The organism is Xenorhabdus sp. KJ12.1 (assembly GCF_963876495.1).
In the GTDB taxonomy this organism is placed as follows: domain Bacteria; phylum Pseudomonadota; class Gammaproteobacteria; order Enterobacterales; family Enterobacteriaceae; genus Xenorhabdus; species Xenorhabdus stockiae.
The window spans coordinates 63,565-78,937 of the sequence record NZ_CAWNQH010000094.1 but is presented as its reverse complement, the minus strand read 5'-3'; the positions used below and the strand labels follow the sequence as shown (position 1 = coordinate 78,937).

General features: G+C 45.9%; 9 protein-coding genes. 8 read left to right on the top strand and 1 reads right to left on the bottom strand.

The window, feature by feature from the left end; all coding sequences use genetic code 11:
- The first annotated feature begins 35 nt into the window (after positions 1–35).
- The 8 genes from AACS92_RS16905 to recD are packed head-to-tail and all read left to right on the top strand — an operon-like array spanning position 36 to position 13,856.
- Positions 36–530, top strand: a complete 495-nt coding sequence (locus AACS92_RS16905; RefSeq protein ID WP_099108949.1) for a prepilin peptidase-dependent protein — start codon at positions 36–38, stop codon at positions 528–530.
- Entirely contained in the window at positions 527–1,138 is a 612-nt protein-coding gene (locus AACS92_RS16900) for a prepilin peptidase-dependent protein (protein WP_099108948.1), read from the top strand. Before AACS92_RS16905 ends, AACS92_RS16900 begins: the two co-directional genes overlap by 4 nt.
- Before the next feature lie 4 nt (positions 1,139–1,142).
- The gene (locus AACS92_RS16895; RefSeq protein WP_241537897.1) at positions 1,143–1,607 is read left to right on the top strand and encodes a YgdB family protein; all 465 of its coding nucleotides are present in this window, start codon (positions 1,143–1,145) and stop codon (positions 1,605–1,607) included.
- Between the two features lie 22 nt (positions 1,608–1,629).
- Positions 1,630–2,034, top strand: a complete 405-nt coding sequence (locus AACS92_RS16890; protein ID WP_099108947.1) for a prepilin-type N-terminal cleavage/methylation domain-containing protein — start codon at positions 1,630–1,632, stop codon at positions 2,032–2,034.
- Positions 2,003–5,383, top strand: coding sequence for an exodeoxyribonuclease V subunit gamma (gene recC, locus AACS92_RS16885; RefSeq protein WP_099108946.1), 3,381 nt, complete (start codon positions 2,003–2,005; stop codon positions 5,381–5,383). The genes AACS92_RS16890 and recC overlap by 32 nt, the downstream gene beginning before the upstream one ends.
- Before the next feature lie 25 nt (positions 5,384–5,408).
- A complete protein-coding gene (gene ptrA, locus AACS92_RS16880; protein ID WP_099108945.1) occupies positions 5,409–8,294 on the top strand; it encodes a pitrilysin in 2,886 nt (961 codons plus the stop codon).
- Positions 8,291–11,905, top strand: coding sequence for an exodeoxyribonuclease V subunit beta (gene recB / locus AACS92_RS16875; RefSeq protein WP_099108944.1), 3,615 nt, complete (start codon positions 8,291–8,293; stop codon positions 11,903–11,905). The genes ptrA and recB overlap by 4 nt, the downstream gene beginning before the upstream one ends.
- 19 nt (positions 11,906–11,924) lie before the next feature.
- A complete protein-coding gene (gene recD / locus AACS92_RS16870) occupies positions 11,925–13,856 on the top strand; it encodes an exodeoxyribonuclease V subunit alpha (RefSeq protein ID WP_193756881.1) in 1,932 nt (643 codons plus the stop codon).
- A gap of 8 nt (positions 13,857–13,864) precedes the next feature.
- Here the strand turns inward: recD and argA are convergent, their stop codons facing one another.
- Entirely contained in the window at positions 13,865–15,199 is a 1,335-nt protein-coding gene (argA, locus tag AACS92_RS16865; protein ID WP_099108942.1) for an amino-acid N-acetyltransferase, read from the bottom strand.
- Between the last annotated feature and the right edge of the window lie 174 nt (positions 15,200–15,373).

Here is a 15,373-nt window from a genome sequence, read left to right as displayed (position 1 = left end):
CTGTCGGAATGAATTGCGGCATAGGCTGAATACTGATGGGGAATAAACAAAATGGATTCACGCTATTAGAACTGTTGGTGGCAATGGTTTTAGTTTCTATGAGTCTGCTCTGGGGGCTGTATAGCTGGGGAAATTATCAGAACAGCCTGCAATTACAATCGGCAACACAGAATGTGTTGTCGTTTATGGAGAGGCAGCAGGCTCTGGCTAATTATCAGAACCGGGAACGGACATTATGGCTGGTGACCGGTCCACCCTGGTGTCTGGTTTCATCAGTCACTAAAAGCAGTGATTGCCATGAAGGTGAGGGCGAACGGGTTAGCTCCCCCCATGATGATGTGTTTCTGGCATCAGCAACCAGCCATCGAATTGATTTTTATGGTATCCGGAATACCGCAATGCCAGCCAGCTTTGCGCTGGCAAATGCTGCCGGAGAAATAAGTGTTGTGATCTCAGGGCGGGGCAGGATCAGGACATGCAGTAATAATCTAAATCAGCTGCCTGATTGTGAGGGAATAAAAAACCTATGAGCTGGGCTATTGGCTATTGCAGGCAAAAACAGTCAGGTTTTTCCCTGTTGGAAGTGTTAGTGGCCATGTTGGTTGGTAGTGTCATTTTTATTGCGATGGCAAAAACCTATCCGGTTTTATCGAGTCAGATACTCGATCTTTATCGTCAGTATCGTCTTCATTATCTGGTCAACCGAGTGGTACATATGATGGAAAAAGATCTCCGGCGAGCGGGTTATTGCCTGAACAGAAAGCAATGTAAAGGGGAACCGCTGGTGATCCAAAATAAACAGGCTGAATCTATAAACTCCTGCTTTATTACCGCTTTTGATCTTAATTTAAATAATCGCTGGGAAGAACCTGAACATGCAGCCTCTGAATTCTTTGGTTATCGGCTAAATAATCGCATTCTCGAATGGAAAAGAGGGGCGGTAAACTGTCAGGACAATGGCTGGGAACGGCTTTTTGATCCCAAAGAGGTAAATATTGATAAGTTTCACCTTGAACAATCGCGGTCACCGCATGGAGTAATATTTATCACGTTATCCATCAAGGCCAGTTGGGTGAAATCTCCTTCTATTATTCATCATCATCGCACCACAATCCGGTTGCGTAATATCAGGAAATAATTCGGTGAATCAACACAGGTATTCAAGATGCGAACAGCAAAGCGGAAATGCCTTATTGATCTCTATTCTTATGATGCTGACATTAAGTTTGATGACGCTGAAAGCACTTCATTATCAACAGGAAAACGCCATGTTAATGATGTTCGATGAACAACGGTATCTGAATGCTTTTCAACAGGCAGAATCATCTCTGGCGTGGGGAAAAGTCCAGTCATGGCCGCTTGAGTCACAAGAACTGGAAAACTGGTACTGTTTACAAAAGCCCGGCTCTTATTTGAAAAGCTGCCTCCGGCACTTTGAGGACAATCTTTTTCTGTTAAGGGGAACGGCACAGTTTGCATCTGGAGAACAGCTTGAATTTTATCAATGGATGAAACGGATGAAATACTTAAATCGGGATACACTTATTCCTACTGAAAGTGGCTGGCTGGATTTTTGCCCTGTGACTCAGGCTGCTTTTTGTTTATGAACGTTGTTTATGAAAATCGTTTATGAAAATAGCCCCGAGAAACCAGAGAAATAACCGACAGAGTGGCATAAGTTTGCCGGAGGTTATGGTGGCATCTGTGGTGTTCGCTATCTCCCTGTTAGGTTTGATGCGTTACCATCAGGCGCTGTCATCAAATTTTCAGCAGTACTGGCTGCAACTCAAGGCAGTAAAGCTGGCACATGAACAATTGGAACGATATGAACCATCAGAAGGCAAACCTCTGCGGAATGAAACAGCTCCACAACAAGGGTGGGAAACTGAGTTTCAGCAGGAATTTGAATTATCGGGGTGCTACCGGATAACGGTGAAGGTGACAAAAGGCTATAATCCTTCAGGTAAATTAGAACGCTGGTTTTGTGCAGGTGGGAGTATTGATGTTTACAGTTTATCATTCAAATCAACTTGATCTTCTGAAGGAGTTGATGACGAGATTTATTAGGGAAAAACCTCTCGCCAACCCATTTGACAAAGAAGTGATTCTGGTTCAAAGCCCCGGTATGTCACAGTGGGTGCAAATTCAGTTGGCTGAAAAACTGGGGATTGCGGCAAATATCGAGTTTCCACTACCGGCAACGTTTATCTGGCAGATGTTCACTGTGGTATTACCGGACGTTCCTAAAGAAAGTGCATTCAGCAAAGATGCTATGAAATGGAAACTGATGACACTTTTACCTGATCTGTTAACAGAACCTGAATTTATAGCACTCAGGCATTATCTTGATCAGGATAACGATAAACGCAAAATTCACCAATTGGCTGGTAGGGTAGCTGACCTGTTTGACCAGTATCTGGTTTATCGTCCGCAATGGCTGGAAAGTTGGGAAAAAGGGCAACTTGTTGAAGGGCTGAGTGCCAGTCAGGAGTGGCAAAAGCGGCTATGGGTTGCACTGAACGAATATACTCTTCAATTGCAGCAGCCTATGTGGCATCGTGCCAACTTATATAGCCGGTTTATTTCAACGCTGGAAGAGGGCAATTTTCCACGAGAAAAACTGCCTTCACGGGTTTTTATCTGTGGCATATCCTCCCTGCCACCCACTTATATGCAGGTAATTAAGGCGCTGGGGCAACAGATTGATATCCATCTGATGTTTACCAACCCATGCCAATATTATTGGGGGGATATTCAGAGTTATACATTTCTCGCCAGACTGAACAGCCGTAAACCTAAACATTATCGCACTCAGAAAAACCTAGAGCGGTTCCGAGACCCAGAGAATGCCCCTTCTCTTTTCAACGAAGAAGGTGAACAGGAACTGAGTAATCCGTTACTGGCATCATGGGGAAAACTGGGACGAGATAATCTTTATCTGCTGTCACAGCTGGAGCCAGATGCTGATATTCATGGCTTTGTTGAACAGGAGCCGGGCTGCCTTTTACATCAGATTCAGCGTGATATTCTGGACCTTGAAGATCATGCCCAGATTGGTTCCACGGAAAACACATTCAGTAATAGCCTGAAAAAACGTCCGATCGATCGAAAAGATCGCTCAGTGTCTTTTCACTCATGCCATAGCCCACAAAGAGAAGTGGAAGTTTTACAGGATTATGTCCTGCGCCTGTTAGATGAAAATCCCTCTCTGACGCCACGGGATATTATTGTGATGATGGCGGATATCGACAGTTATACACCTTATATTCAGGCTGTATTCGGTAATGCCCCGAGTGAACGTTATATTCCTTTTGCTATTTCTGACCGTAAAGCCCGTCAGGCACATCCGGTATTACAGGCTTTCATTACGCTGCTGGATTTACCTCAAAGCCGTTTTACTGCAGAGCAAGTATTGGCACTATTGGAAGTCCCGGCACTAGCGGGTAAATTTTCAATCCAGGAAGAAGGGCTGCGTTTATTACGTCGTTGGGTAAAAGAATCCGGGATCTGTTGGGGGCTGGACGATGACAATATTGAAGCGCTGTCCCTACCTGCTACAGGGCAGAATACCTGGCATTTTGGCCTGACACGTATGCTATTGGGTTATGCGATGGATAGCCATGCTGGGCCGTGGAATGATGTTTTACCTTATGATGAATCCAGCGGATTGGCAGCAGAGCTGGCAGGGCAACTGGCTGAATTTCTGATGGAGCTAAACCGCTGGCGCAAGATCCTGAGTGAAGAACAGCCTCTGGCGGACTGGCTCGGTATTTGTCCGCAATTGCTGGAAACCTTTTTTATTGCAGATAATGAAACAGAACTGGTATTGGCATTGATTACCCAGCAATGGCAGAAAGTAGTAGAAAATGGCCTGTATGCGCATTATGACCAAAAAATACCGCTGGTATTGTTGCGTGATGAACTGGCACTTCGTTTTGATGATGAAAAGATAAGCCAGCGTTTTCTGGCGGGTTCACTGAATTTCTGTACCCTGATGCCCATGCGTTCTGTTCCTTTTAAAGTTGTTTGTCTGCTGGGAATGAATGATGGGGTTTATCCGCGAACTATTCCGCCACTTGGCTTTGATCTCATGGCAGAAAAAAGCCAGAGAGGTGATCGGAAACGGCGTGATGATGACCGCTATCTGTTTCTGGAGGCCTTGATCTCAGCAGAAGAATGTCTTTATGTCAGCTATATTGGTAAATCAATCCGCGATGATAAAGAGTGCAACCCCTCCGTGCTGGTGAATGAATTGCTGGATTATATTTGCCAGAGTTGCCGCTTGCCGGAAGATGAGATGCTGAATGTTGATGACAGCGCAAAAAGGATCAGAAACCATTTATTGCTCCAGCATACCCGTGTCCCTTTTGCGATAGAAAATTTTCAGCCTGAACATGAACAACAAAGTTATGCGGCTGAATGGCTGCCGGCGGCCAGTTTGCAGGGCGTTTCCCCGGTTTATTTTGGTCAGCCATTAGATTGTGACACCAGCGAAATAAAAGAGGTATCACTGGATGAGCTGGTGCGGTTCTATCGCCATCCGGTCAGGGCATTCTTCCAGCAAACACTGAAAGTCCATTTTGTTATTGAAGAAACGGAGCTGCCTGAAGAAGAGCCTTTTGTATTGGATCACCTGCAACGTTATCAATTCAACCAACTATTGCTAAATATCCTGATTGAACAGGAACGGCCTGAATCGCTGTTTTATCACCTGCGTGCATCTGGCGGGCTGCCGCATGGCGCATTTGGGGAAGTGTACTGGCTTAATCAGTTGGAAGCGATGCAGTTACTGGCAGATAAGATCCGTGAAGAGAGAGTAGAGAGCTCTGTTATTGAGCTATGCTATGAGTTGGATACTGTCACGTTGACCGGAAAGGTGAATAAAGTTCAACCGGATGGAATTTTATGTTGGCGTCCAGCGAACTTAACTGCCAATGATGGTATCCAACTATGGATTGAGCACCTTGCCTATTGCCTTTCTGGAGGAGACGGCGAAAGCCGCATATATGGAAGAGAAAACAGTGCATGGCGTTTTTCGTCATTATCGGTTAACGAAGCCAGAGATTATCTGAATCATCTGGTTGCTGGTTATTTTCAGGGAATGACAGAGCCTCTTCCCCTATTTTGCCGGAGTGGTTGGGCATGGCTTGAGGCTTGTTATGACAGGGAAAACCAGCAGATCGATTTTAGTGAAGAAACTCAGCAAAAAGCAGAAAGTAAATTAATGCTGCAATGGCTGGGAGCACAAGGAAAAAATGGTGAAATTAACGATGCATATACTCAAAGGGCATTCAGACAGGTAGATCAATCGTTTTGGGTTCGCATGAAACACGAGGTACAGAGTTATTTGTTACCGATGGCGCACCATCTAAAAAAGACATAACAGGCAATAGGGAGAATATTAGGTAATGCCTAAACATGTTATTCGCATCATGACGATGCTTTTTTTATTTTTCTGGGAAGTCACCGTATATGCCAAACCGTCTTGGCAGCCGTTACCGGAAACGATTCATAAAAGTGAACGTGACTCACGTGAATATCGCGCTATCCAACTGCAAAATGGGATGACAGTCCTGCTGGTTTCAGATGAAAAAGCGGTTAAGTCTCTGGCGGCTGTAGCACTTCCTGTCGGTCATGTGGAGAACCCGGATAATCAGCTTGGGCTGGCCCATTATCTGGAACATATGGTGCTGATGGGGTCTAAACGCTACCCTCAGCCGGGCGGTTTTGCCGAGTTTTTGCAGAAAAACGGAGGAAGCCGTAATGCCAGCACTTCATCTAACAGAACCGCTTTTTATCTGGAAGTTGATAATGGAGCTTTAGCAGAGGCGACAGATCGTATGGCCGATGCATTGGCCGAGCCTTTACTGGATCCGGTCAATGCAGATCGTGAGCGTCATGCCGTTGATAACGAGATGACCATTGCCCGTGCAGGTGAAGGGCATCGAATCTGGCAGATCCGTTCAGAAACGCTTAATCCGGCCCACCCTAACGCCCGTTTTGCTGGTGGTAATCTGGAAACACTGAAAGATAAGCCAGACAGTAAGTTACAGACGGCACTTATGGATTTTTATCAGCGCTACTATTCAGCCAATCTAATGAAAGGGGTGCTGTATGGAAAACAGCCTATAGACAAACTGGCTCAAATTGCCGCAGAGACTTTTGGCCGTATTCCTAATCGGAATGCTTCTGTGCCTGCTATCACAGTCCCGGCGATAACGGAGAAGGAAGAAGGCATCATTATCCATTATGTGCCATACAAACCGTACAAATCATTGCAACTGGAGTTCAGTATTCCTAATGAAATTGCGAATTTTCGCAGTAAAACCGAGGGTTACATTAGCTATCTGATTGAAAACCGCAGTGAAAATACTTTATCTGATTGGTTACTGAAACAAGGATTAGCCGAAGGGATCAGCGCCAGTGCTAACCCAAATGTTGATGGTAATTCGGGTTCATTCAGTATTTATGTCGAATTGACCGACAAAGGCCTTCAACAGCGTGATCAGGTTATTGCTGCCATCTTTTCTTACATTAACCTGTTGAAGCAGAAAGGCATTCAACAGAGTTATTTTGATGAAATGGTTAAGGTATTCAATTTGTCATTCAAGTACGCATCAATCGTACGGGATATGAACTATATTGAGTCGTTAGCCGATACGATGCTGATAGTGCCGGTTTCCCATGTGCTGGATGCCCCCTATCTTGCTGATAAATATAATCCTAAAGCCATTCTCAGACGATTGGATCAACTGACACCTGAAAATGCCCGCATCTGGTTTACCAGCCCGGAAGAGCCACACAACAAAGAAGCTTATTTTGTTCAGGCACCGTATCAGGTTAATAAAATCAGCCTAAAACAGCTTGAGGAATGGCAAAAACTTGAAAAAGGAATGTCATTTTCTTTACCGGAACTGAACCCTTATATTCCTGATAACTTAACTCTGATTAAAGCATCGGGTAGCCAGAAACATCCCCGAATGATTCTGGAACAGCCTAATGTGCGTTTGCTTTATATGCCGAGCCAATATTTTGCGGATGAACCGAAAGCAAACATCGTGCTGGAGCTACGTAATGCTGATGGTATGAAAAGTGCTAAAGAACAGGTGACCTACTCACTGTTATCTTATCTATCTGATCTTGCACTGCATCAGCTTGGCTATCAGGCATCAGTCGCCGGTATGGGTGCATCAGTCGGGTATGCGGATGGTCTGCAAATAGGAGTATATGGTTATACTCAGCATTTACCTGAATTATTAACTTCTACCATTAGCCAGTACATGGCATTTAGGCCAACTCAGACTGAACTGCAACAAGCGAAGTCCTGGTATCGTAACCAACTGGAAATGGCAAATGAAGGCAAAGCTTATGAAATGGCAATGCAGCCTGTTTCCCGCTTATCCGGCGTGCCTTATATCGAACAGGCTGAACTCCTGAAATCACTGGATGGCGTCAGCATTGATGATGTTATTAAATACCGTCAGAAGATGATCCAAAGTGCTGCTTTACAAGCGATGATCTTTGGCAATTTAACTGAAAAGCAAAGCGTTGACATTATTAACTCTGCACATAAACAGCTCGGGAATCAGGGAACAGAATGGTGGAGTGGTGAGCATATCGAATTGGATCGCCCTTATGCCGTGAATTTCGAAGGTACTGCCAGCAGCACCGATAATGCTTTGGCTGAGATTTATATTCCAACGGGATATGATCGCAGTACTGGTGCTGTCTATTCCAATCTGTTGAGTAGCATTTTATCTCCTTGGTTCTATGATCAATTAAGAACAACAGAACAGTTGGGCTATGCAGTTTTCGCTTTCAATACAAGGGTCGGAGAGCAGTGGGGGCTGGGATTCCTGTTGCAGAGTAACAGCAAGCAGCCGGATTACCTGCACCAGCGATATCTGAGCTTCTATCAGCAGGCTGAAAAGAAATTACGGGCGATGTCCGATGCTGAATTTGAGCAGTATAAAACGTCATTACTTACGGAAATGCGTCAGCCGCCACAAACGTTTTCTGGAGAGGCATCCCGTTACAGTCATGACTTTGGTCGTAATAACTTCAGTTTTGATACCAGAGAAAAATTACTGACTTCTCTTGAAAAAGTGACTAAAGCACAATTGATGGAGTTTTACGATAAAGCAGTCATGAAACGTCAGGGATTGGCACTTATTTCACAGATTACCGGGAAGAAAGGCTCACTTCATCAATATGCGCAGTTGAAAGGTTGGAAAACTTATCCGAATGTATCCACCTTCCAGAAAAAACTACCGGTTAAGGTGAATGCTCAGTGAGCACAGAAATACTCAGTAACATAACGTCTCATAAACTTAACCCATTAACATTGCCGCTGCATGGTCAGCGGCTAATTGAGGCTTCAGCGGGAACAGGAAAGACCTATACGATAGGTTTACTCTACCTGCGCCTGTTACTCGGACTGGGCGGCGATGCCGCCTTTTTCCGTCCTCTTAATGTTGAAGAGATCCTGGTTGTAACTTTTACCGAAGCTGCAACAGATGAATTACGTGGTCGTATCCGTGAAAATATTCACCAGCTACGGCTGGCATGCATTCGGCAGGATAACGACGTGAGTGATCCGGTTTATCAGCAATTGCTGGCCGAGATCCCTGACCGGCAAAGTGCTGCCGCTTGGTTACTGGCTGCTGAACGTCAGATGGACGAAGCGGCAATTTACACGATTCACGGTTTTTGTCAGAGAATGCTGGTGCATAATGCGTTTGAATCCGGTGTATTGTTCGAGCAGACACTGATTCAGGATGAATATCCTCTGCGTAAGCAGGGATGTGCAGATTTCTGGCGTCGTCACTGTTACCCCTTATCACTTTCAATGGCGACGGTGATTAGTCAGGAATGGAGTGGGCCGGAGGCTCTGCTGATGGATGTTTTAGCCCATTTGCAGGGGGACATGCCTTATATCGTTAATGCGCCGGATGAGAATGAAACCTTAGTCAGCCGACATGAAAAGATAATTGCCCTGATCGACGGAGTAAAACAGCAGTGGAATGAAGCAATACCGGATTTACAGGCGCTGATTGAAAATTCTGGGGTAGATAAGCGTAGTTACAGTAAGAAAAATCTGCCTAACTGGCTGAATGAGGTTTCTGAATGGGCCAACTCACAAACCAGAGATTATCAGCTTGCTGAAAAACTGGATAAATTCTGCCAGTCAAGGCTGGAAGAAAAGACCAAAAAGGGCGAGATTCCCCACCATCCTGTATTTGCTGCTATTGATGATTTATATCAGCAACCGCTGACTCTGCGCGACATTATCCTCTCTAAAGCGATTGTTGAAATACGCCAGTCCGTTAATCAGGAAAAGCTGATGCGTGGGTATATGGGGTTTGATGACCTGCTGACGCGATTAGACATTGCCCTGAAACGGGAAGGAGGAGAGCAGCTTGCGGAGACGATCAGGCAGCGCTATCCCGTTGCCATGATTGATGAGTTTCAGGATACCGACCCGCAACAATACCGGATCTTTCAGGCTATCTATCGTAATCAGTCGGAAAATGGCCTGTTGTTCATTGGCGACCCTAAACAAGCTATTTATGCGTTTCGTGGCGCGGATATTTTCACATATATCCGGGCTCGTTCTCAGGTCAGCGCCCATTACACGCTGGAAACTAACTGGCGTTCTTCCGCACCGATGGTACAAGCTGTTAATACGCTGTTTTCTCATACTGAGAAGCCGTTTCTGTTTGACCAGATCCCGTTTATTCATGTCAATTCCGCAGAGAAAAATCAGAACCTGAAATTCCTGCTCAATGGTCAGGAACAGACGGCCTTACAGTTTTGGCTTCAGTCTGTAGAAGGTGTTTCAAAGGGTGAATATGAAAAGGGAATGGCAAAACTGTGTGCCGCCCAAATCAGAGACTGGTTACAGGCAGGGCAAAACGGTGATGCCTGCTTGCAACAAAATGAAAAGTGCCGTCCGGTTACTGCGGCGGATATTACGGTACTGGTGCGCAATCGCCGTGAAGCGGCCTTGATCCGTGATCAATTGAATGAACTGCAAATCCAGTCGGTCTTTCTTTCCAATCGTGAAAGCGTGTTTGATACGCCGGAAGCGAAAGATTTGCTCTGGCTTTTACAGGCGGTGTTAGCACCGGAAAAAGAACGTGTACTAAGAAGTGCATTAGCCAGTAGTTTATTCGGTCTGAGTGCCCGTCAGATTGATGCGCTGAACCATGATGAAAATAAATGGGATAAGCTGGTGGATGAGTTTGATGGTTACGCGCGGCTGTGGCGTTCACGTGGTGTTTTGCCGATGCTGCGGGCTGTCATGGGGAAATATCAGATTGCAGAAAACCTGCTGGCAGGCTACGAAGGTGAGCGTCGTCTGACTGATATCATGCACATCGGTGAGCTGTTGCAGGAAGAATCATTACAACTGGATAGTGAACACGCAGTCGTTCGTTGGCTGGCACAACAGATTTCCCGCCCTGATCCACAGTCAGAAAGCCAGCAAATGCGGCTGGAAAGTGATAAGCATCTGGTACAGATCTGCACTATTCATAAATCAAAGGGACTGGAATACCCGCTGGTCTGGCTGCCTTTTATTTGCAGTTTCAGGAGACAGGAGCAGGCCATTTATCATGACCGTCAGAATTTTGATACCCATTTCAGTATGTTTCAGGATAGTGAAAAGCTGGAATTAGCGGATGAAGAGCGTTTAGCTGAAGATTTACGTCTGCTTTATGTGGCTCTGACGCGTTCGGTATATCACTGTAGTGTCGGTGTTGCGCCGCTGATTGTCGGCAATAGGAAAAAAAGCGGAGATACGGATTTACACTTTTCTGCTCTTGGTTATTTGGTGCAGAAAGGGGAAAAAGGCGATGCCGAATTACTGCTGCGTAGCCTAGATGAACTCCGGGATGACAATATTCAGGTGACACAGCCAGAAAATTTCGGAGATGAACAGTGGGATCCACAACGGGAAAATACTCTGTCTCTGGCTGCCAGAAAATTCCGGCGTTTCATCCGGGATGACTGGAGAGTGACCAGCTACTCCGGCTTACAAAACTCGTCTGCACATTCATCTTCCCAGCTCCATACCAGCGCATTCGGTGAATCGGTGGAAGTGATTGTGCAATCTATTGCCCCGAAACTTGATATTGATGTCAGCGGTGAAAAACAGGCTGAACCTTCATTGCTGATGACACCACACACTTTTCCCCGTGGAGCAACAGCGGGGACTTTTCTGCATTCTATTCTGGAAGATCTGGATTTCAGTTCCCAGCCGGATCAGCTCTGGCTGGAAGAAAAACTGTCAACAGCAGGGTTTGATGAAAGCTGGGCACCGGTTTTGCAACAATGGATGACAGATATTCAGACGGCAGAATTGAATGAGCAGGGTATGCGCCTTGCGGATATTCCGCGCCATCATCAACAAAACGAGATGCAGTTTTATCTGCCTGTTGATCAGTTGCTGCATTCTAATGCGCTGGATGCGGTGACCCACCGTTATGATCCATTGTCAGCACAATGCACACCACTATCTTTTCATCAGGTGAAAGGCATGTTGAAAGGGTTTATTGATTTGGTGTTTTGCTGGCAGGGTAAGTTTTACGTGGTGGATTATAAATCAAACTGGCTGGGAGAAAGCAGCGGTTCATATACTCAGGAAGCAATGGCCGCAGCTATGATAGAGCATCGGTATGATTTACAGTATCAGCTCTATACACTGGCCTTACATCGTTATCTGCGTCATCGGCTGGTGAACTATGATTATCGGCAGCATTTTGGTGGAGTGATATACCTTTTTCTGCGTGGCATCGATAATAATAATCCGGGGCATGGTATTTATCGCTATCTGCCGCCGGTTGAGTTTGTTGATGAACTGGATGCGCTTTTCAGCGCGGCTGGTGAAGAAGAGAAGGTATGAGTGCAGTTCTATGAATGTCATGATGTCATTATTGCAGCAGGCAGTGGCCCAGAAACTACTGCGCCCATTGGATGTACAATTTGCCTATGCGATGGTTGAAGATGAAAACCCATTGCTGTTATTAATTACCGCCTATTTGAGTGCGGAAGCGGGAGCCGGTCATGTTTGTCTGCCCTTAGAGCGTGTTACTCCTGAACATTTATTTGAAGGGCGTAATCCTGAGCTGGTGGCATCACTCTGGTCTTTGGCTGGGGAACCTTCCCGGCAACAGATTATTTCTGCATTGCAGGCCTGCCCTGCCATTGGGGACGGGCAGTCTCCTACACCGATCATACTTTCCCTGCGTGGGCTTTCTGATTATCGCCTTTATCTACAGCGTATGTGGCAGAGTGAGTGTCAGGTAGCGGCATTTTTTGCTGATGTGGCATTGGCGGACGATATTGATGAAAAACAGTTACGCAGCATCTTAGATGAGTTATTTGGTGTTATTGATCAAGATCTGGCTGATGAAGAGGCAACTGACTGGCAGAAAGTAGCCGCTGCGGTTGCGGTGACCAGCCGTATCTCCGTTATCTCTGGCGGCCCCGGAACCGGGAAAACAACGACGGTAGCAAAACTACTGGCTGCGTTAATTAAGCTGAATGAGGGGCGGCAATTAAGCATTCAGCTAGCTGCTCCGACGGGGAAAGCGGCGGCCAGACTGACGGAATCGCTTAGTGAAGCGGTGAGTAAGCTTGCTTTGACGGATGAACAGCGACGGAGTATTCCTGATCAGGCGCAAACTATTCATCGTTTATTGGGAGCACAACCGGAAAGCCAGAAACTTCGTTACCACCGGGGTAATCCGCTTTCTCTGGATATCCTGATCATAGATGAAGCTTCTATGGTGGATTTACCGATGATGGCCCGTCTGATTGAAGCCTTGCCGGCAAAAGCGAAAGTCATTTTTCTGGGGGATAAGGATCAATTGGCGTCTGTGGAAGCGGGAGCAGTCTTAGGGGATATCTGTCGCTTTGCGGAACAGGGTTACAGTGTGGCTCGTGCAGCACAATTGTCCCGGTTAACTGGCTGCCAGTTAGCATCATATTCAGAGCCTGAATCGGAAGATGCGGCGTTGGCAGTACGTGATAGCTTATGTTTGCTGCGTAAAAGTTATCGTTTTAATTCCGCATCCGGCATCGGGCAACTGGCCTCAGCGGTCAATCAGGGGAATAGCAGGCGTGTTTCCACGGTACTGAAACAACCTTTGTCTGATGTGTACTTTAACACTCTGGCTGATGATGAAGATTATCAGCGATTACTGACTGAAACTGCTGAAGGTTATCAACGATATTTGACTCTGGTGAAAGAAAGAGCCTCTGAAAAGGAGATTCTGGCCGAGTTTAACCGTTTCAGATTACTCAGTGCATTAAGGGACGGGCCATTTGGTGTCAGTGGGTTAAATCAGAGAGTAGAGCAATTATTGCATAGTAAAGGGATGGTTGTTTTACCGAGATATACAGGTAATCGGCACAGCTACATCAAAAAAGAATACGCAGAAAAAGAAAACCGGGGCTATGTCGGTCGGCCGATTATGATCCTACGTAATGACAGCACATTGGGGCTGTTTAACGGGGATATCGGCATTATGCTGAAGGATCAGAATGATGAGCTGAAAGCCTATTTTCAGTTATCTGACGGGCAGATAAAGCCTTTCCAACCGAGTCGATTGCCTCTGCATGAGACAGCATATGTAATGACAGTACATAAGTCACAGGGCTCTGAGTTTGAGCATACGGCATTAGTGCTGCCGACTCAGTTTTCTCCTGTTGTCAGCCGGGAGCTGGTCTATACAGCGTTGACCCGCGCCCGTGAGAAACTGACTATTTATGCGCATAAAGCAGTTCTGGTTAAAGCGGTAGCGACACCCACTCAAAGGCGGAGTGGGCTGGCCGAATGGTTTAAAGCCTAATTTCTTCTTTAATGGATTTTCAGGTTTAACATCAGGATCTTGGAGCGGCGCTGGTAATTGTACAGCGCCTGTTTTTCCACCGGTAACATCGTAATCTCTGCGGGTTCAAAGCCTTTCTCCTGAAACCAGTGAATGCTTTGTGTGGTCAGAACAAATAATTTTTCCAGCCCGCTTTGCCGGGCCTGATTAATGATTGCACCCAATAAAACTTCACCGCGCGCAGAGTTCTGATAATCCGGATGTACAGCAACACAGGCCATTTCACCGATTTTCTCTTCAGGATAGGAATAGAGTGCTGCACAGGCGATAGTGATATTATCGAGTTCTATCAGGGTGAATTTATCGATTTCCATTTCTAGTTGTTCGCGTGAACGGCGAACCAGAATTCCCTTTTGCTCCAGTGGGCGGATCAACTCAAGGATGCCACCAATATCATTGATATTAGCCCGGCGGATCTGTTCGGATCGCTCCATGACAATCTGGGTGCCGATGCCTTCGCGGGAGAACAATTCCTGAATGAGTGAGCCATTCTCCTGATAACTGAGCAGATGACTGCGCCGAACGCCACGGCGGCAGGCTTTAATGGCTCCACGCAGAAAACGTACTGTTCCGGAGGAGTAATCACCGGCGTTTTCCAGATTATTCAGCCGTGTTTCTCCTTCATTGGGGAACATTTCTGATAAGGTATGTCCTTCAGCATCGGTGACCCCTTGTGATGAACAGAACCCTATCAATTTTTCGGCTTTCAGTTTAATTGCCAGTTGCGCAGCAATTTCTTCCGTTGTCAGATTAAAACTTTCACCGGTAACGGAAACAGCAACAGGCCCAATCAGTACAATGGAATTATTATCTAACTGCTGATTTATGGCCTCATCATCAATTCGGCGAATTTTTCCGCTGTGGTAATAGTCGATACCGTCATCAATACCTAAAGGCTGAGCAATAATAAAATTGCCGCTCACGACATTAATATGAGCGCCTTGTAATGGTGTATTACTGAGGCTCATAGAAAGGCGGGCGGTAATATCAAGTTGTAGTAGGCCTGCGGCCTGTTTAACCAAATCCAGTGTTCGGGCATCGGTTACCCGGGTGTACTTGTGATAAACCGGCTGGCAGTGATGTTCTGTGAGATTTTGATCGATTTGCGGGCGGGCACCATACACGACAACCAGACGAATGCCGAGACTGTGCAGTAAACCGATGTCATTGACGATATTCGGGAAGTTTTCATGGGCGATAGCTTCACCACCCAGCATAACGACAAAAGTTTTGTTGCGATGTGCATTGATATACGGAACCGAATGCCGGAAGATTTCGACCAATTCGGTACTACTTTCTTTCATGAAGCTCCCCTTTAATGAATTTTTATTCGTGTTTTTTATATTTTTATTCATCGAGGGAGAAATGGCAAGAGTGAGTACGGATTAAAAGAATACTATTATTTATATGGGTATTAAGCTATTGAAGGAACAGGAAATGCTTTTTTTGATGACAGTTTGGTTGTAATTAATTAGAGT

Coding starts and splice junctions, on each gene's coding strand:
- AACS92_RS16905 (WP_099108949.1), top strand. CDS start 36: ATGGGGAATAAACAAAATGGATTCACGCTATTAGAACTGTTGGTGGCA.
- AACS92_RS16900 (WP_099108948.1), top strand. CDS start 527: ATGAGCTGGGCTATTGGCTATTGCAGGCAAAAACAGTCAGGTTTTTCC.
- AACS92_RS16890 (WP_099108947.1), top strand. CDS start 1,630: ATGAAAATAGCCCCGAGAAACCAGAGAAATAACCGACAGAGTGGCATA.
- recC (WP_099108946.1), top strand. CDS start 2,003: ATGTTTACAGTTTATCATTCAAATCAACTTGATCTTCTGAAGGAGTTG.
- ptrA (WP_099108945.1), top strand. CDS start 5,409: ATGCCTAAACATGTTATTCGCATCATGACGATGCTTTTTTTATTTTTC.
- recD (WP_193756881.1), top strand. CDS start 11,925: ATGATGTCATTATTGCAGCAGGCAGTGGCCCAGAAACTACTGCGCCCA.
- argA (WP_099108942.1), bottom strand. CDS start 15,199: ATGAAAGAAAGTAGTACCGAATTGGTCGAAATCTTCCGGCATTCGGTT.